The organism is Weissella sagaensis (assembly GCF_005405285.1).
Classification (GTDB): domain Bacteria; phylum Bacillota; class Bacilli; order Lactobacillales; family Lactobacillaceae; genus Weissella; species Weissella sagaensis.
Genome location: NZ_BJDT01000005.1, coordinates 110,819 through 128,962, shown reverse-complemented (window position 1 = coordinate 128,962; position 18,144 = coordinate 110,819). Strand labels below are relative to the sequence as shown.

At 39.8% G+C, this 18,144-nt stretch carries 20 protein-coding genes; all 20 read left to right on the top strand.

All coding sequences use genetic code 11. The features are described 5' to 3' along the window. The first annotated feature begins 1 nt into the window (after nucleotide 1). Nucleotides 2–1,576 (top strand): phage portal protein, encoded by a 1,575-nt coding sequence (locus tag FFM55_RS06455; RefSeq protein ID WP_137600733.1) that lies wholly within the window; start codon nucleotides 2–4, stop codon nucleotides 1,574–1,576. After that, complete coding sequence (locus tag FFM55_RS06450; protein WP_170999665.1) at nucleotides 1,563–2,507, top strand: minor capsid protein; 945 nt, start codon at nucleotides 1,563–1,565, stop codon at nucleotides 2,505–2,507. Before FFM55_RS06455 ends, FFM55_RS06450 begins: the two co-directional genes overlap by 14 nt. Nucleotides 2,508–2,671: 164 nt before the next feature. Next, complete coding sequence (locus FFM55_RS06445) at nucleotides 2,672–3,187, top strand: DUF4355 domain-containing protein (protein WP_137600731.1); 516 nt, start codon at nucleotides 2,672–2,674, stop codon at nucleotides 3,185–3,187. An 18-nt stretch (nucleotides 3,188–3,205) separates the two neighbouring features. Further along, the gene (locus tag FFM55_RS06440) at nucleotides 3,206–4,072 is read left to right on the top strand and encodes a hypothetical protein (RefSeq protein WP_137600730.1); all 867 of its coding nucleotides are present in this window, start codon (nucleotides 3,206–3,208) and stop codon (nucleotides 4,070–4,072) included. Nucleotides 4,073–4,146: 74 nt separating this feature from the next. Further along, nucleotides 4,147–4,572, top strand: coding sequence for an Ig-like domain-containing protein (locus tag FFM55_RS06435; protein ID WP_137600729.1), 426 nt, complete (start codon nucleotides 4,147–4,149; stop codon nucleotides 4,570–4,572). Nucleotides 4,573–4,624: 52 nt separating this feature from the next. Further along, nucleotides 4,625–4,960, top strand: coding sequence for a phage head-tail connector protein (locus FFM55_RS06430; RefSeq protein ID WP_240006012.1), 336 nt, complete (start codon nucleotides 4,625–4,627; stop codon nucleotides 4,958–4,960). Next, the gene (locus FFM55_RS06425) at nucleotides 4,960–5,241 is read left to right on the top strand and encodes a hypothetical protein (protein ID WP_137600727.1); all 282 of its coding nucleotides are present in this window, start codon (nucleotides 4,960–4,962) and stop codon (nucleotides 5,239–5,241) included. Before FFM55_RS06430 ends, FFM55_RS06425 begins: the two co-directional genes overlap by 1 nt. A 2-nt stretch (nucleotides 5,242–5,243) precedes the next feature. Next, nucleotides 5,244–5,603, top strand: a complete 360-nt coding sequence (locus FFM55_RS06420) for an HK97-gp10 family putative phage morphogenesis protein (RefSeq protein ID WP_137600726.1) — start codon at nucleotides 5,244–5,246, stop codon at nucleotides 5,601–5,603. Between the two features lie 5 nt (nucleotides 5,604–5,608). Beyond that, nucleotides 5,609–5,959, top strand: a complete 351-nt coding sequence (locus tag FFM55_RS06415; protein WP_240006011.1) for a hypothetical protein — start codon at nucleotides 5,609–5,611, stop codon at nucleotides 5,957–5,959. 12 nt (nucleotides 5,960–5,971) lie between these two features. Continuing rightward, entirely contained in the window at nucleotides 5,972–6,550 is a 579-nt protein-coding gene (locus FFM55_RS06410; RefSeq protein WP_137600724.1) for a phage major tail protein, TP901-1 family, read from the top strand. A 94-nt stretch (nucleotides 6,551–6,644) separates the two neighbouring features. Continuing rightward, nucleotides 6,645–7,097, top strand: coding sequence for a tail assembly chaperone (locus FFM55_RS06405; protein ID WP_137600723.1), 453 nt, complete (start codon nucleotides 6,645–6,647; stop codon nucleotides 7,095–7,097). A 74-nt stretch (nucleotides 7,098–7,171) separates the two neighbouring features. Next, on the top strand, nucleotides 7,172–7,417 hold the full coding sequence (locus tag FFM55_RS06400) for a hypothetical protein (RefSeq protein WP_137600722.1): 246 nt from the start codon (nucleotides 7,172–7,174) through the stop codon (nucleotides 7,415–7,417). Between the two features lie 3 nt (nucleotides 7,418–7,420). Then, the gene (locus FFM55_RS06395; protein ID WP_137600721.1) at nucleotides 7,421–10,045 is read left to right on the top strand and encodes a phage tail protein; all 2,625 of its coding nucleotides are present in this window, start codon (nucleotides 7,421–7,423) and stop codon (nucleotides 10,043–10,045) included. Next, nucleotides 10,045–10,866 carry a phage tail domain-containing protein gene (locus tag FFM55_RS06390; RefSeq protein WP_137600720.1) on the top strand — a complete coding sequence of 274 codons (822 nt, stop codon included), beginning with the start codon at nucleotides 10,045–10,047 and terminating at the stop codon, nucleotides 10,864–10,866. The genes FFM55_RS06395 and FFM55_RS06390 overlap by 1 nt, the downstream gene beginning before the upstream one ends. Then, nucleotides 10,863–15,416, top strand: coding sequence for a phage tail protein (locus FFM55_RS06385; RefSeq protein WP_240006010.1), 4,554 nt, complete (start codon nucleotides 10,863–10,865; stop codon nucleotides 15,414–15,416). Before FFM55_RS06390 ends, FFM55_RS06385 begins: the two co-directional genes overlap by 4 nt. Before the next feature lie 14 nt (nucleotides 15,417–15,430). After that, complete coding sequence (locus FFM55_RS06380) at nucleotides 15,431–15,826, top strand: hypothetical protein (RefSeq protein ID WP_137600719.1); 396 nt, start codon at nucleotides 15,431–15,433, stop codon at nucleotides 15,824–15,826. 2 nt (nucleotides 15,827–15,828) lie between these two features. Continuing rightward, nucleotides 15,829–16,080, top strand: a complete 252-nt coding sequence (locus tag FFM55_RS06375; RefSeq protein ID WP_137600718.1) for a hypothetical protein — start codon at nucleotides 15,829–15,831, stop codon at nucleotides 16,078–16,080. Beyond that, nucleotides 16,080–16,562 carry a hypothetical protein gene (locus FFM55_RS06370; RefSeq protein ID WP_137600717.1) on the top strand — a complete coding sequence of 161 codons (483 nt, stop codon included), beginning with the start codon at nucleotides 16,080–16,082 and terminating at the stop codon, nucleotides 16,560–16,562. Before FFM55_RS06375 ends, FFM55_RS06370 begins: the two co-directional genes overlap by 1 nt. Continuing rightward, a complete protein-coding gene (locus FFM55_RS06365) occupies nucleotides 16,555–16,875 on the top strand; it encodes a phage holin (protein WP_170999664.1) in 321 nt (106 codons plus the stop codon). Before FFM55_RS06370 ends, FFM55_RS06365 begins: the two co-directional genes overlap by 8 nt. After that, entirely contained in the window at nucleotides 16,868–17,971 is a 1,104-nt protein-coding gene (locus tag FFM55_RS09925; protein WP_240006009.1) for a GH25 family lysozyme, read from the top strand. Before FFM55_RS06365 ends, FFM55_RS09925 begins: the two co-directional genes overlap by 8 nt. Nucleotides 17,972–18,144 lie beyond the last annotated feature (173 nt).

Here is an 18,144-nt window from a genome sequence, read left to right as displayed (position 1 = left end):
AATGACTGATTTCTTACAAAGCACAAGATTTAACCAATACGCAAATGACGTATTTAAGATGTCAGCTGATGAATTCGAAAGTATTAATGATTTAAGCGGAGAACGTTTTACAGCACGTTTGCATGATTTTATTAATACGTTTCTGCGCAATCAGTTGCCACGTTTGCAAGAGCTTAAACGCTACTATTTAGCGGATAACAACATCAAACAGCGTGACACTGGCAGAGATAAAAATAGAGCTGATAATCGTATTGCTAGTGATTGGGCAAAATACATCACAGTGTTCATGCAAGGTTATATGTTGGGTAATCCCATTCAGTACAACAGTGACGATAAACTGCTAGAAAAGATTGAAGATTTTTCAAAACAAAACGGTGCTGATTATCACGATGGTTTGATTGAAACCGATTTAAGCATCTATGGCCGAGCTTATGAACTGGTTTATACAGATAGTGATGCACAGGAACGTATTACTAAGTTAGCACCAGAACAAACCTTTGTTGTTTACGATGACACGATTGCTGAAAACTCATTGTTTGGTGTTAGATTTTACCAAATTAAGTACAGCGATACAGAAACAAATAGTTTTGTTGAAGTTTACACGACTAGCAATGTTTGCTACTTCAAAACTGAAAACAATTCATATGACAGCATGAAGTTAGTTAATGTTGCTGAACATATGTTTAATGGCGTGCCGATTAATGAATACAAAAACAACGAAGAACGCTTAGGCGACTTCGAGAGTGTATTAGACGGCATTGATGCCTATGATTTGTCACAATCGGAGTTAGCTAATTTCCAACAGGATATGAACGATGCTTATTTGGTCATTAAAGGTAACCCAGCCACTGGAACTGCAGAACCTGAATATGTCACGGATGAAAATGGCGAAGTTAAGTTAGATCAATATGATAACCCAATTACAAATGACAATTCATCAAGCGATGTCATGAATAAAATGTTAAAGGCACGCTTGTTGGTATTGGATAATAATAGCGACCCTGATGGTGTTAACCCTGACGCTTATTATTTGACTAAGTCATATGATACGACTGGTGCAGAGGCGTATAAGAAGCGTTTAGTTGATGACATTTTACGGTTCACATTCACACCAGATACGAATGACCAAAACTTCGCTGGTACACAATCAGGTGAGTCCATGAAATATAAGCTAATGGGTAACGATAATCTACGTAAGACTAAGGAACGCTTGTTAACGCGTGGTATCATGCGCAGGTTGCGTTTATTAGGTAATGTTTGGAGTATTAAGAATAGCGTTGCCACGATTGGCAAGCAAGAAGGCTTGTACAACCGCATTAACGATGTGCAAGTGCAATTCACACCAAATGTTCCCCAGAACGACGAAGAGCGTATCTCACAGCTTAAAGAGTTGTATGGCATTATTAGTGATGAGACGTTGTTTAATTTGTTGGAGACGTTTACAGGCATTGATGCAGAGACTGAAATGCAACGCTTGGCAGATGAAAAGGCGAAAGCAGCAGATGAATTTGCAGAACAGCAAGATGCTTATCCTGATTTAAAGTCTGACGATGGTGATGTGGATGAAGAACAATGATTATTGGACTAAACGCACACAAAAAATCATGGCGCAATTGGATAAAGATGACCCTGAATTAACTAACGCTGTGTTAGGTGAATATAAGCAAGCGGCCAAAGATATTGATAAGAAGATATACGACTTCTACGACACATATGCTAAAGACAACAAGTTAAGTTATCAAGAAGCTATGAAACGTGTCAGAGACGTTGATATGAGTGATTATGTTAAGCGGGCTAATGCTTATCGCAAAGCGAATAAGAAGAACCCGGAATTGCTTAGACGGCTGAATGCGCAATATATGTCATCAAAAATTAGTCGATTGGAATTGTTGAAGTTAGAGATTGAGTTTCGCATGTTGCAAGCTAGCAACGAACAAGTCGGGTCATTCACTGATTATTTGAAGAGTGAGAGTGCTTATGTATATGGGGCATTAGTTGCGGGTAACGCTATTAAAACGCTAAATAATCGTGAAATTGAAAACATTCTTAATATGGAATGGAGCGGTGCTAACTACTCATCAAGGATTTGGCGTAATAATGATGCGTTGGCTAATAAATTGAAAGATGAGTTAGTTAAGGCAGCAATCAATGGCAATAATCCAGTTGTTACGGCTAGACGATTGCGAAAGATATTTGATAGCACAAGAGCCAACACAGAACGCTTAGTTCGAACTGAAAGCACCTATGTTGCTAATTCAACAACAGCTAAACGCTATGAAGAAATGGGTGTTGAAGAATATGAGTTTATGGCAGTGTTGGATAGGCGAACATCTACTATTTGTCGTGAAATGAATGGCGAGACGTTTAAACTTAAAGACTTCCAACCAGGAACGAACGCACCAGCAATGCACCCTAATTGTCGAAGCACGATCGTACCATCAACTAATGACTTAACGAAGTACAACAAGTATTTAGATCCAGATATGGTAGATGATTTAGCAGATTAAGCACTGACATTAAGTTGTCGGTGCTTTTATTTTGACCTGAACACGTCAATAAACTATTCAAATAACAAAGCGTATATGGGCTGTTGTCGTGTCGTGTGTGGGGAAACGTGCATGGGGCGTTAATTGGCAATAAGCGTGTATGGACTAAACAAGGAGTGATTATTATGGCAGAAACCACAGAAACAGAACAAACCACAGATCAAGAACAGGCAACGACTGAAACCGAGCAAAAAGAACAAACATTCACTCAAAGTGAACTGGACTCTTTAATCGACAAACGCACGGCTAAGGCTTTGGAAACTGCTAAGCAAAAGTGGGAAGAAGAAAAGCAAAATGCTGTTAATCAGGCTGAAAAGTTAGCAAAGTTATCCGCAGCAGAACGCAAGGAAGCCGAAGATAAAGCTAAGCAAGAAGCAATGGATAAGCGTGAGCAAGAGCTTAACCAACGTGAAATGCGCTATGAAGCCCAACATCAACTTGAAGAAAATACATTGCCAACTGATTTTGTTGATATGGTGATGTCTGATGATGCTGAAAAGGTAAGCGAGAATATAGCTGCTTTGAAATCACAATTCGACAAAGCAGTGGAAGCAAGTGTAACTGAAAAAATGAGAGGCAATACGCCAAAATCAGGAAAGACTGCAGAAGGAAACTCATTGAAAGATGCCTTAGGACTATAAAAAGGAGACATATAAGTTATGACAATTAATTACATTACAAAAGATAATGGTCTGTTTGACCAAAAGATTAATCAAGGGCTATTGACAGCTGCATTGGGAGTGCCTGATGTGCAATTGGTTAATGGTGGACGTTCATTTACATTGACGACACTATCAACATCAGGATTGAAGCCACATACTCGTAATAAGGGATTTAATGCTGGATCAGCAGAGAATGAAAAGAAAGTCTACACCATGGGGCAAGACCGTGACATTGAGTTCTATGTAGATACACAAGATGTTGATGAAACTAACCAAGATTTGGCAGTTGGTAACATCTCAAAGGTGTTTATTCAAGATCATGTACAACCCGAAATTGATGCATACCGTTTCTCAACATTGGCAAAAGGAGCGGGACACTCAACTACTGAAACATTGACGGTTGATAATGTTTACACGCAATTAAAGGCTGCGTTGCTACCAGTACGTAAGTTTGGTGCACAAAATATCATTGGTTTCGTATCATCAGAAGTAATGGACTTTTTGGAGCGTTCAAAGGAATTCACACGTTCAATTACTAATCAAAATGTGGGACAAACTGCATTAGAATCTCGTGTGACATCCATTGATGGTGTGCAACTAGTAGAAGTTTGGGATGACACACGTTTCAAGTCAGCATATGACTTTGCCGATGGCTATGTACCTGCAAAAGCTGCAGCGGATATCAATTTCATCCTAGTTGCTAAGCAAGCTGTTATTCCTGTTGTCAAGGAGAATGCAATCTTCTTATTTGCGCCAGGACAACACACTCAAGGTGATGGCTACCTATACCAAAACCGTTTGTATCACGACTTGTTTATCAAGGAACAACAAAAAGACGGCGTGTCAGTGTCTTTAAAGGGGTAGTCGTGCCAGAGGTTGACAGTATTGACACGACTGCCACTACGGCAACTATCAATTTAAAGTAGAAAGGAGGTAACATGGCTCAAACATTTGATTTATACAAAGACGGTAAGGTTGAACAAACTGGTGTTACATCTCCAATTCAGATTGCTGGTTTAACACCCAATACGCAATACGATAAATATGCGTTAGCTTTTGAAGGTAGACCTGATAAGACAGCATTGTCATTTAAAACAGCGGCACAGGCTACTACTGGTGTATCACTAGATAAAAGTACATTAGCACTTGAAACTGGTGCCACAGCTACTATTAAAGCGACTGTTGCTCCAGCTGATGCAACTGATAAGGCGTATACGTTCAGTTCAGCTGATACGGCGATTGCTACAGTTGATAACAACGGTAAGATTACCGCAGTTAAAGCTGGAACAGTTGATATTACAGTTAAGACACACGACGGTGGTAAGACTGCAAAGGTTACGGTTACAATTACCGATCCAGCATAGACGACAGCTTAGATCTGTTCGAATGGGGTGAAAAGCCCATTAGGAGATGCATATGGATGATTTAATGAAAATTAAGTTGTTGTTGCTAATTGATGATAACAAGCAAGATGAGTTGTTGAAATTGATTAAGGAAGAAACAGAAGCACGCTTAATCAGCTATATGAACCAAGACGGTGGCATCTTAAAGGGTGTGCCAGATGATTTGTCATGGATAGTCAGAGAGCTTGTTGTGCGCCGTTACAATCGTATTGGAGACGAAGGCAAGAAATCATCAACTGAAAGTGACGTAACGGCAACGTGGGACACTGATGACCTAGCCGAGTACATTATCTATTTGGATAAGCACCGCAAAAAGATTGGTGGCAATGGTATAACGAGGTTTTACTAATGAGATACAATGATCGCGTTAAAATCGTTACAACAACTGAAGATGATGAGTGGGGTGATACGACATCCACAACTTCTGATTGGCTAGCATGTCGCATTACTGGTGTGTCAACGCAAATGAATATGAATGTGTTCGGCAAATACACGTCTAATGCGCTTGCTGTGCACTTTAAGACCAAGTTGTCACAAGTAGATTATGTCTTGATTGATGACGTTAAGCGCAAGCCACAGGCTGTTTTACAGGCACGTAAGAATACAGTTGTCATAGTTCAGGCGGTGTGAATATGGGAAAAGGCGTTGTAATTAAATTTGACGGTTTAGATGATTTGTTAAAGCGTATCGAAAAACAACCTGCAAACGTTAGATCAGAAGCTAGCAATATCATTCAAAATACAGCATTACGTGTTGAAAAACGTGCTAAAGCAAATGCACCAGTTGATACTGGTTATTTGAAACAACATATCACAGCAGAAAAGACGGGTGAGCTAAGTGCTGACGTTACATCGTTAGCTGAATATTCAATTTACAACGAATTTGGTACACGGAAAATGGCAGCACATCCTTATATGAGACCTGCGCTTAATCAGGAACAACCGTTCATTTATAAGAAGCTAGACAACTTAATAAAGAAAGGGTTGCTATGAGCCCAATGATGAGCCTAATTACAACAATTAGAGACAGCTTAAAAATCACTGGTATTCCAATTAAATCGAGATTACCAGACGATACAGTACCTGAGCCTTTTATCGTAATTGGCACACATTTTGAAGATGATAGCCAGTCAGGGAAAATTGGCAAGGTCACAACAACAGAATTACAGATTGATTTATTCTATGCTATCGACAATCGAGCAGAGCTAGAAGATGCAATCTATGAAATAAAAAGACTAATTTATAACAGTACACAACAAATCACACGAGTAACATCAAACACCATTACCGACGATTCGGTAGGCAGAGATGTATTCCATGTGATTTTTTTAGTGTCCGCATATTTATAGGAGAGAAATAATATGGCATATGTAGATAACGGTGTTGAAACAGTAACAGCTAAGCCAACATTAGCAAAGAGTATTTGGTACTTCATTCAATCAATTGATGCGCAAGTTGGTAGTAAGGCAATCTTACCAGCATGGCAAACAGAAGGAGAGACCGATTATGGCGGTGACTCAATTGACGAGCAAACAAAGTTTGGGCGTATTGTTATGCCATCAACAAATGAAGACTCAATCGAATTGACAACTTATGTTGCCCCAGGTGACAAATCAGTAGATATCATCAAGGACGCTAAGCACAACGGTAAGTCAGTTAAGGTTTGGCGTGTGGTTGCTGATAAGCGCTACGCAACGGAAGAGCAAGACAGCGAAGACACACATCAAGTCTTCCCGGCTGAATTTGGTTATGGAACAGTTGATGAGTTAGATATGTCTGATGGAGATGATTTGGTTGAAGCAAACTACACTTTGAACATTACGGGTAAGTTAGTAGATGGTACATTCCCATTGACTGATGAACAACTAGCAACACTTGAAGAAGTAGCTAAGTTTGAGCGTCCTGGTGAAACTACTGGTGAACCTGGAGCGAGTAAATAAACCGAGTATCAAATCAATAACAACAGACGCCCACACGGCGCAAATTAACGTTGAATAACAGGGCTTTTGCCCGCATACATAAAGGAGTTTAGCAATGCAAGTAACGATTAATGGCAAGATGAGTGAATTAAAGTTCAATTTTAAGGCGCTATTTAAGGCAAATAGTGAATTTAGTTCTGTTGAGAATGGCGTTAACCAAGGAAATGGTGCAGTGATGTTATTCTTACGTTTGATTGATAATGATGTCACGGTTATTCCGGACATTATCAAGGTGGCTGGTAACTTTGGTAAAACTGCCAATGAAGATAAGTTGTTTGAAGCGGTTGATGAAATCACAGATGGTGGTGAAAAGATTGATGAAGTTTTAACAGAGTTGAAAGATGAGTTGAAGCAAAGCGGTTTTTTCATGAAAACAATCACGTCTTACAAGAACAAAATCGAGGACAACTTACCAGTGATGGAAGAGAAAGCCAAGACGGACGAAACGGTAGCCGACAACCTACCAATCATCAAGGCTATGTTGAAGTCATTGAACGAAAATCTTTAATTGAAACCTGCGCTCGTTTTGGTATCTATGATATTGATTGGGCGCTTTCTTTATACAAGTGGGAATTAGATTCTGTGTTGAAAGGCATTCAAGCAGGCTACATTGACGAACGAGAACGTTTAGCAGTGTTAGCGAATAGTATCGCTTACTTCTCAAATGCTAAGAAACCTAAATTCAAAAAGGTATTCGATAGGGCAAAGGAAGAACGGCTACTTGAAGAAGCCTACGCAGACAATAACCCCAAAAACAAACAAACCGTTAATGAAAAGCGTGTTGAACTATATGGCAAGCTCGCTGATGCATTCGGAGAAAGGAGTTAATATATGGCAAATGTAGGTTCAGTTATTGCACGCATTAGCGCTGACATATCTGGTTATACTAGCGCGATGAGTAGAGTTGCTAGTTCATCTAAATCTGCAATGGGTAGTGCAGCAGGTACAACATCAAAGTTATCTAATGCTACTGGTGCAGTATCTAGCTTTATTGCTAGCCGTTTCCCGAGAGCTTATTCAGTTGCTCAATCAGCTGGTGGCAAGTTCGGACAGTCTGTAATGAAAGATTATCGGAATATGCAAAACGGTGGTAAAGCAACGGGTAGTTCTGTCGTTGGAATGGCAGCTAAGTTTGGTGCTTTAGTAGCCAGTGGTGACATTATTAAAAGCGCTGTCAGTCGTGTTGATACATTAAATAACTCAACTAGAACATTTAACAACATGGGCTTTAAAACAGCTGATGTTAATAGTGCAATGCAGGGACTGCAAAAGTCTATTCAAGGGCTACCAACACCATTGAATGATGCTGTTAGTGGCGTACAGCTATTTGCTGCTTCAACTGGTGATGTTAAGTTGGCACAAAAAGTTTGGTCAGGTGTTAATGATGCTGTACTTGGTTTTGGTGGGACAGCTAATCAGGCACAAGAAGCAACAGTTCAATTGTCACAAGCGTTTGCGAATGGAAAGATTGATGCACAAACTTGGAACTCCATGATTAATGATGGAATGGGTCCAGCTTTAAAGGGGTTATCTAAGCAAATGGGCATTAGCATGGGCGACTTAAAGAGTGGCTTGTCTGACGGTTCAATATCCGTTGAAGATTTCCAACAAGGGTTAATCAACTTAGATGCCAAAGGTGGTGGCGGTATGAAGTCATTATCTAAGATTGCTAAAGACAGTGCTGCGGGTATTGGTACAGGATTTACCAACATGAAAACGGCAATCGTTCGTGGTGTTGGTAACGTGTTAGATGCTTTCGGTTCTGCCAACATTTCGGGCTTTATAGCTGGAATTGGAACAGCTTTAGAAGGTGCTGCAAACGCATTGGTGCCATTTGCTTCAGCATTGGGAAACGCTGTTACATGGTTAGGTCAATTGAATGCTAAAACTGGCGTTATTTCAGCCCTAGCCGTTGGCATAGGGGCAATAGTAGGAGTGATTGGTGCATACAATGCAATCATGAAAATTGCAACAGCTGTGCAGGTGGCGTTCAATGCAGTAATGTCGATTAACCCATTCGTGTTGGTTATTGCTGCTATTGCTGGTGTCGTTGCTGCATTAGTTTATTTCTTTACGCAAACCAAAATGGGACAGCAGGTTTGGCAAACGTTCACCACATTTTTAAGTACGGCATGGCAAGCTACTAAAGCACTTGCAGTAAGTATTTGGACTGGGCTTGCCACGTTCTTTTCAACTTTGTGGACTGGTATTGTAACAGGCGCAACAACTGCATGGAATGGCATTCAAACATTCTTAACAAGCATATGGAATGTTATTAAAACAGTTGCTACAACAATTTGGACTGGGCTTGTGACATTTTTCGGCACCATTTGGACTGGTGTTACAAGTGTTATTACTTCTGTTTGGACTGGCATATCTACTTTTTTATCGACGATTTGGAACAGTATTGTTTCGGTCGCGACTACTGTATGGAATGCCATTAAAACAGCAATAACAACGGCTGTCAATGCGGTTAAACCAATCGTCACTTCGGTATGGAATGGCATTAAAAGCATAACAAGTTCAGTTTGGAACACAATTAAATCAGTTACAAGTTCAGTTTGGAATGGTATTAAATCAGCTATTTCATCAGTTGTTAAATCAGTTAAATCTGTTGTTTCGTCAGTATGGAACGCCATTAAGAGCGTTACTAGCTCAACGTGGAATAGTATTAAAAGTTTAACCAGTTCGGTCTGGAACGGCATTAAATCAGTTGTCTCAAGTGTCGTTAATGCCGTTAAATCAGTTGTAACTAGCGTTTGGAACGCTATTAAGTCAGTAACAAGTTCTACTTGGAATGCGATTAAATCAGTTATTTCAAGTGGTATCAATGCTGCGAAGTCTGTTGTTTCATCAGCTGTTAATGCTATGCGGTCAGCAGCAACTAGCGCATGGAATGCTATGAAGTCGGCAGCAAGTAGCGTTGTATCGGGTATTAAATCAGCATTCCATTCACTAGCCAATATCAACTTAGGCGCAGCCGGTCGAGCAATTATGAACAGTTTCATGGGCGGACTACAAGCTGCATGGGGTAGAGTAAAAAGTTTCGTTGGTGGTATCGGTTCATGGATTAAGAAGCACAAAGGACCGATTAGTTACGACCGTCGCTTGCTTATTCCAGCTGGTAAAGCTATCATGGGTGGCTTTGGCAAGTCATTGAACGCTAACTTTGCAACAGTACAACGTGATGTCGTTGGATATGCCAGTGCAATTGCGGATCAATTTGATAATCAAAAGTACGAAGCGAACGCACGACTAACTGCAAGTAGTTCAGCAGTTGCAGGTAGGATTAACGGCAGTTTGGAAACGTTAGATGATGACGTTAAAGAACAAGCAGCACAATCACCTGTATTTGAAGTTTATAACGAAATTGTAGGCGATAAGATTACCACAACAGTTAACAGCAAAAATGCAAGACGTCAATCAATGACACAATTCATGAATGGAGGTATGTAATGGACTTATTAGTTAATAACGGCAGTCTGAACATCAAATTAAGTAGTAAGAATATTCTTACAACTGACATTGATGAGAGTATGCCTAGTTTGACACCAAACACGCTATCGTTTAAAGGACGTAACGGCAAGTTAAGCTTTGGTAGTGATTACGACGAAAAGAAACTAACGTACACAGGATACTTAACGGCAACTAGTCAATCTGATTATGAAACAAAGCGTAATCAGTTATACCAGTTGTTTAATAGCACGAATCCGTTTTATATTACACCTATCTATTCAGATGATGAGATGTACAGCTTTGAGCGACCTGGTCAAACTAAGGGGGATAAGATAGGTCAATCTGGTGGTTCAGAAAGTACTAAGCGCTTCTATGTAATTTTAGAAGATACTTTCCAACCAGAATTTCAAGGGTTAATCGGTGGTAAGCAACTGTACAAGTTGAGCATTAACTTTGTTACAGCTGTACTACCGTTTGGCGAGACTAAGCCAAAGACAGCCACTATTACTAATAAAATTGCGTATCAAGGCACCGTACAGGCATCTCAGCTTGAAGTGCCTTTTTATGTGCAATTCAAATCGGATGAAGTAGCAACTAATCTAACCCTTAAAATCGGCAATCGTACCTGGACTTACCGTGGTCCTGTCGCTGTTGGAGATACATTCAAGATAGGAGGTGTTTATAATTTGAAAAATAGCTTAAATGTTAATGACGATACAAACGCTGAATATTTTGTGCTAGATCCATTCAACGGTAACAGCGTTACGTGTTCAGTAAAAGGCACGATTGAAATACACAATTATAAGGAGCTTTACTTATGATTAAATTTAAAAATATCAATGGTGATGTGTTCCTTGCAGTCGGTTCTGTTAAGCGCAAGAGTGCGCTGAATGGCGAGAAGTCACTATCAGCAACAATTACACAAGGGGATGATGTACTTAACAAGATTGACAAAGGTTGGTCGTTGGAGTTCGATAACGAGCCTTATGTGGTGACTTATTTTGAACGCAACGATAACAACAACACTGTTGAGATTGATGCCATTCACAAATTCTTTTGGGACATGACGAAGAGTGTGCTGTACAACAGTTACTCAAATAGTCACGTTGCTAGGTTCTATTTAGATGAAATCTTTAAAGACACTGGTTACACCTACGCTTTGAATTTTGACCCCAAAGCATTTGAAAAAGAAAACTGGGGGATGAAAAATAAGCTAAGCTTATTCAATGATGCAATCAGTTCAATGGGTGCTGAATTTGAGATTAATGGCACGCTTATTTCAATCTTCAAAAACGTTGGTAGTGATTTGTCTACCATTGTACGGCATGGTTTTAACTTGTCAGATATGACGTTGGAAAATGACAATGCCAATTTCGCTACATATGGCGAAGGCTTTGGTGCTTACGATGATAAAGAGAATCAAAAGGGTCCACGTTTGCACGTCACGTACACCAGTCCGTTAGCTAAGGCTTTTGGTAAGCTACATGCTGAACCAATCGTTGATGAACGTTACACAGTGAAAGATAACTTGCTATCGGCTGTTAAGGATAAGGTTGATAGCAGTTTTGCTGTATCGGTTAAATTGTCGCTATATGATCTAACTGCTGCAGGTTATCCCTATAAGATGGCTAATGTTGGTGATTGGTTGCTTGCAGTTGATGAGCATTTAGACTTCAAGCAAAAGATACGTATTATTAGCGTTGATGATGAATTTGCAGAAGACGGCACGCGCATTTCATACACTGTTACCTGTGGCGACGTTGGCGTTACTAAGAAGTATCAAGATGCTAATGCTGCATTAACGCAAAAAGTACAGAGTGCTTACGAAAATGCACAAACTGCCAAAGATGCAGCAATTCAAGCAGTTATTTCTTCGACTAGTAAAAACACAATCTACGATAATATTGACGGCGAAGAAAATTTACCCAAAACAGCAAACGAAGGTGATTTAGCTTTCGTTCAAACTGGCGACGGTAAAGCGATGTACATTTACACCAAATTGCCCGATGGCTCGTTTAAGTGGGTAAAACGCTTAGACCCTGACACAGGCGAGCAGATTGCTGCAGGTGTGGAAGAAGCCATTGCAACAGCTAATAAGCACACTGATGAGTTGAACGAGAAGCAAGCTAGTGAAGCTGCAGCATTTCAGTCGGAGGCTAATGTTGCATTAAGCAGTGCAGCTGCTGAACGTGCCGATATGTTTAAGCAATCAACTAGCATGGCAACAAGTGCAGCAACGCACGCAGATAGCATGGCTAACAGTGCAGCAGCATATGGTAAAGCACAAGCAGCTAGTGCATTGAGTAGCGCTAATTCTGCGTTAACAACAGCTAAGTCTGATTTGACTGATGATATTTCAGTGGCTAAGTCAGAAGCGATTGAGGCGGCAAAAACTGCCGACGGTGTGGTCAAGAAGCAAATTACTGATACGGCTGATTCTATTAACCTCACAATCTCACAGAATAAATCTGATGCAGACGGTAAGATTAAGACAGCACAAACAGCAGCAACACAAGCACTTGATGGTTTAAAAGCGAAAGTTGACCAAACAACTTATGATACTAAGACGGGTCAATTAGATAAGGCAGTTGGTTCTGCTACATTGACTGCTGATAGTGCTGCGCTAAGCATTAAGAATTATCAATCAACAGTTGATGGCAAATTTAGTTCACAGGCTGCGGCAATCACTGCTAATAGTAAAGCAATTGATACTAAAGTCAGTCAGACTAATTTCGATACGGTTACTGGTGATTTAACAACAAAGTATGGAAACGTTAAAACAACAGCTGATGCTGTGACTACCGAAGTTACTAAGTATGAAACAGCAAACGATAAGAAAGTTTCTGAGAATACCGCAAGTATCAATGCGCTAAACAATCAGATTACTTCCAAGGTTAACCAGACTGACTTTGATAAAACGACTGGCGATTTAAGTGGTAAATACTCTGTACAGCAACAAACGATTAATAGCATATCGCAGACCGTTACCGAGTTGCAGGCGAAAGCTAATACGCAAGGTCAAGTTAATCAGTTGATGAATACGGAGTTTACTCCTGATTTGCAAGGGTGGATAACTGATTCAACTGATGGTTCAAAAGTCCCGTACCGTTCGTATGCACGAGGCGGGGCTGGTTCAATAACAGTAGGTTTTAACTCAACTGCTGCAAGATCTGGTTCTACGATACGACTCATACAAACAGTAATACTTGGTAGTAGTACCGATAGGGTAGTTTCGTTAAAGTGGTTAGTTAGAACGCTACAAAATAATAATTACGATAATGTTCGATTATTATTCAGGGATTCAAATAATTCGGATATTAGTGATGTATATCGCAGTTGGGCAGACACAAGTCTTGACGGCACTTGGCACGAAATTAAATGGGAAAATATTACTGTACCGGATAATGCAAGTACCGTTAATTTATACTTTCAGGCTCGTGAAGGCACTAGGGCATACCTCAATAAGCCTATGCTAGTATTCGCCAATACAATTGGAGATTACGTCCCAGGTAACTACAACAACAATGCCCGTGTAACTGCATTAGAACTTGACGTTGACGGTATTCATGGACTAGTTGATGACCCTAGCAAAGGTCTTTCAGCAACATGGAATTTAGCAAGCGATGGGCAAAGTATCGCTGTTCAAGCAAAAACAGCTGCAAGTACAGCAGACGGTAAAGCAGTCGCCGCTCAAAAAGATGCAACTACTGCTATTACCACTGCAAATGGTACGCAAACGACTGTTAACCATATGCAAGGCGATATTTCAGATATTCAGTCCACCCAAACGCAAACAGCTGGTCAAGTTACAACTGAAATTGAAGACCGTAAGAACGGCGACAATACGACTCGTACGCAATTGACTAATTTAATTGATCAACGTGTTACATCGGTTGAAAAAGGTTATCAAAGTTACTTTGACCAAAAGGCCGACGGTATTTTACTAGGGGTAGGTACACCTAACATGTTAGTGAATTCTGATTTTAATCCCGATTTATCAGGTTGGTCAGTAGACAACTTTTTAGGCGGTAAAAAGCCCTATCGTTCATATTTTGATAAAACGGCTAATAAAATAACTGTTGGTTTCAATACGCAGAGTGATAATGCATCAATGGCATCACTGTCGCAAAAAGTAGCTTTAGCCAGTACGCCAGGAGCTAGAGGTACTATTTCGCTAAGCTGGCAAGCAAGGACTTCTGAAAGCGCTGGAACACAAACAGTATCAATGAGTTTTGTTGACTCATCTGGTAATACCATTGGTAAATCAATCACAGCTGATTGGTCAGACAAAGGGACCGGTTGGAATATTAAAAAGATTGAAGGTATTGATATTCCTGATAAGGCTACTTCATTAACGATTGCATTCGTAGCAAGCGAAAAAGTAACAGCCTATCTCACTAAGCCGATGCTTAGTTTTACAAATAAAGCTATGCCATATATGCCGGGTAGTGCCACTAATTCATCGACAGTATTGCAATTGTTCAAAGACAATTGGTCGATTGGATTGGCTGATAATCTAGGTAAGATAACTAGTGGTATCGTAGCTGATAACAATAATATGGCGTTGATTAATAAGAACATTACTTTGCAGGGTAACACGACTGTTACAGCTGATTTTTACGCTAAGGGAGGTAATTTTAAAAATCTAAACGCAAGTAATATCACGACGGGTACTATCAACGCTGCAAAAATTAATGTCATCAACTTAGACGTAAGTAGCTTATCGGGTAATATCACGAATTTTATTAAGAGTTATTGGAGTGATGCTTATAGTAACCAGGTAGTTGTCAATGCTAATAACGTATCATTTTATACTAACTCGCATCGAAGCAGCACTGTTATATCAGAAGGACAAATTGATATGACAGTGTATAATAACACTACTAAAATCCCCGAACATATTGGTGGTTTGAAGCACGGTACGGTTGTGGGTAGAGACAATCAAGACTATTTGATTATGTACCTTGACGGTTGGAAGACCCAAGGTGGTCATCCTGCTGATGCTGCCAAACACGGAGGCGATGGTTTCATGTTCTCTGTTAGCGATGGCTGGAATATACCAACAGGAATGCCTTTGCTAACTTGGGAAAACGAGCTTTTGGCAGGTGGTGCAAAACATTTGCCTGGTTGGCATTTTTGGGACCACACGGAATTTCATTCAGATGTCATGATGTTTCCAAACGGAGCTTATCAAGGCCTTTATTTTGGTGCAACAGAATATAATGGGACGACATATCCAGGGATATTTGGTAATCAAAAACAGGATGACGGGCCTGGTATTTTATTTGGTAGCACGGAGTTGTATTTCTTATATAAAAACACAGTATACCCACTATCAGTTGTGTTAAAAGCAGCTTCTGGTGGTTGGTAAAAAGGAGAATAAAAATGAATTTTAAGAATGCTGAACTAATACAAATAGGGAATTTTTTACAGACGCTGACATTGCCGGCACAAATCAGCCGAGCACGGACTAAGTTAGTTAAATCGCTGAATGATTCGTTAAAGGAATTATCAGAAGGCGAAAGACAATTAGTAACGGACTTCGGTGGTGAAGTAACCGAACAAGGACAAATCAGTTGGACTGACGGTGTTGTGCCTGATGGTTACAATGACGAACACGCAGTATTGCTAAACGAACAAGTAACGATTGAACTAAATCAACCAACACTAATGAATGCGTTAAAAGAATATTTTGCTAAATGGGATGGAGAAATTGACCCACAATATGCAGAAGCTTTTGACGCATTTTTTGATGCCCTAGAAACAGAAGAGGAGAAATAATCATGAATATCACGGTAGGAGATTTGCAAGTAGGTTTTGTTAACGGAAAGTTAGATTTGAATTATGCTTCGGTTTCATTTGATGCAGGTACCTATCCTAATCGTTTAAATGGTAGTGTACAGGTTACAAAAGAGGACGGCATTTCTATGACGTCATCAGAAGATGATATTAAAACTGCCGCAAAAGTTAAAATACAAAAGTTGGTGTCTGATAGAGCTGAAAATACTGATGAAGATGAGGTGCCAACTGAATAATGAATCAATTAGAACAATATCTAACTGAAATCGGTACGATTTTTGGAATCATTGGAACTGTGTCAGCTTGGCCAATATTCAAATTAATTCGTGACTGGTTACAGCGTAGGCAGCATAGTAAGACCGAGAGACTAGCAATGGCAATATCAGAAGCTAATAAGCCAGTAATTGAAACGTACGAGCGGGAACATGCAGCAGTCATTGAAGATATTGAAATTGTTAAGCAATCATTGATAGCAAGTTTGCATGATCGTATTTACGATGAAGGTAACCGATTACTAAATCAAGGGTATGCAACGATTGACGAAGTGAATAACTTTAACTATTTGTACGAAGCATATCACGAGCGATTAGGTGGCAATGGGACTGGCGAAGTGATTAATATGCATGTTCGCGAGTTATCAATCCGTGATGGAAACACAGCGTACGTTAAAGAGGCAAGTGAGCTACACAAAGAAAGGGAATCACAGACAATTGAATAATGAATTTACGCATTTAGCATTAGCACTGTGGCAATCAGGTATTGCACCAGTGCTTTTAATTTGGCTAATTTTTATCTTAAAACGTCGATTTACAGGAAATAAAAAAGTCAGTGATTTATTGGTATTAGCTGAATCAGCTGTAAATTGGGCAGAACAAAGTTCAACTGTTGGCGCTGAAAAGAAAGCTAACGCACTGAAATATATCGTTGATTATCTAGTGACATTGGATAAAGCACATTTATTTACATCAGAAGAACTTAACGATGCTATTGAAACGGCGGTCACAAAAATGAAAGGAATGACCAATGAATAAATTAAAAACAACCTTGGTTGTCTTAGGTACAGTTTTTGCATTAGGTGGTATTGGTGAAACAAACGTACATGCTGATACGCCACGTGTAGACATGATTGATGTTTCTAATCATAATGGAGCCATGACGTCACCAGAATTCACTTACATGCGTAATAACTACGGACTTAAAGCCATTACCACAAAAATTAGTGAGGGTGTCGGTTTCCACGATTGGACTGCTAAAGGAAACATTGCAGCTGCACAACAAGCAGGTGTTTATATCAACGGGTACCATTATTTACGATCAACAACGGTGGCTGGTGCCATTCAAGAAGCACAATACGCAGTCAACATGGCCAAAGCTGATGGATTACCTGTTGGCGCTGTACTAGCTGTTGATATTGAGAACCAAAACCAAATCGCTATGGGACGAGCAATGCAACCTATTGCTCGTGCATTTGAGGCGGAGGTAGCCCGTTATGGTGGTTATCGCTCAACGACGTATACAGGTGGTTCAGCCATTTCAGTATCACCAGACGGTGAAAAGGCATGGATCGCTCAATATCCATATGTACCAACTGCTGACATGAAACATTATTCAACTGAACATGCTTGGCAATGGACAAGCAAGCAAACTTTTGCCAGTTCATTGGGTGTATTTGATGCCAATATCTTGTATGATAATTTCTTTACAGCAGGAACTGATAAGGATGCTATTGTACCTAATGTGACACCAACTAAGCCTATTAAACCTGCTGTAAATCATGATACTTCTGCAATCAAGAAGTTTAAGAATGCTGGTAATCGTTTCACGGCCTATAAGAGCTTCCGTGTGGACAAGATTACCTTTGTCAATGGTATGTGGCAAGCAATCAATTACGACTTGGCTGGTGGTAAAGACGCCTCATGGACGGCTAATGGTATTCCGCTAGCAATGTTGGATAATGTGACTCGTGGTAACTATGCAGCAACTCGCGTAGGTGATAACGTAAAATTTATGCGTGGTTATGACTATGGGACGATTGATAAATACGACAACAATTCGAATGGAGCAGGTATCAAAGAAGGTGATTATGGTATGATTTGGTATAGTGCTAAATCACTGTTAGCTAAATAAAGATATTCACATAACTTGTTAAACTGGTTGATTTAGACCACTTTATAAATGAATCTAGTTGTAAATAAACTATAAATAAATTATAATTTATTTGACTTGATACCTTTTTTCCTAAAGGAATTAATCATAATAATTGTGTGCATAAAAAGACATTTATCAAGTTAAAAACCCCA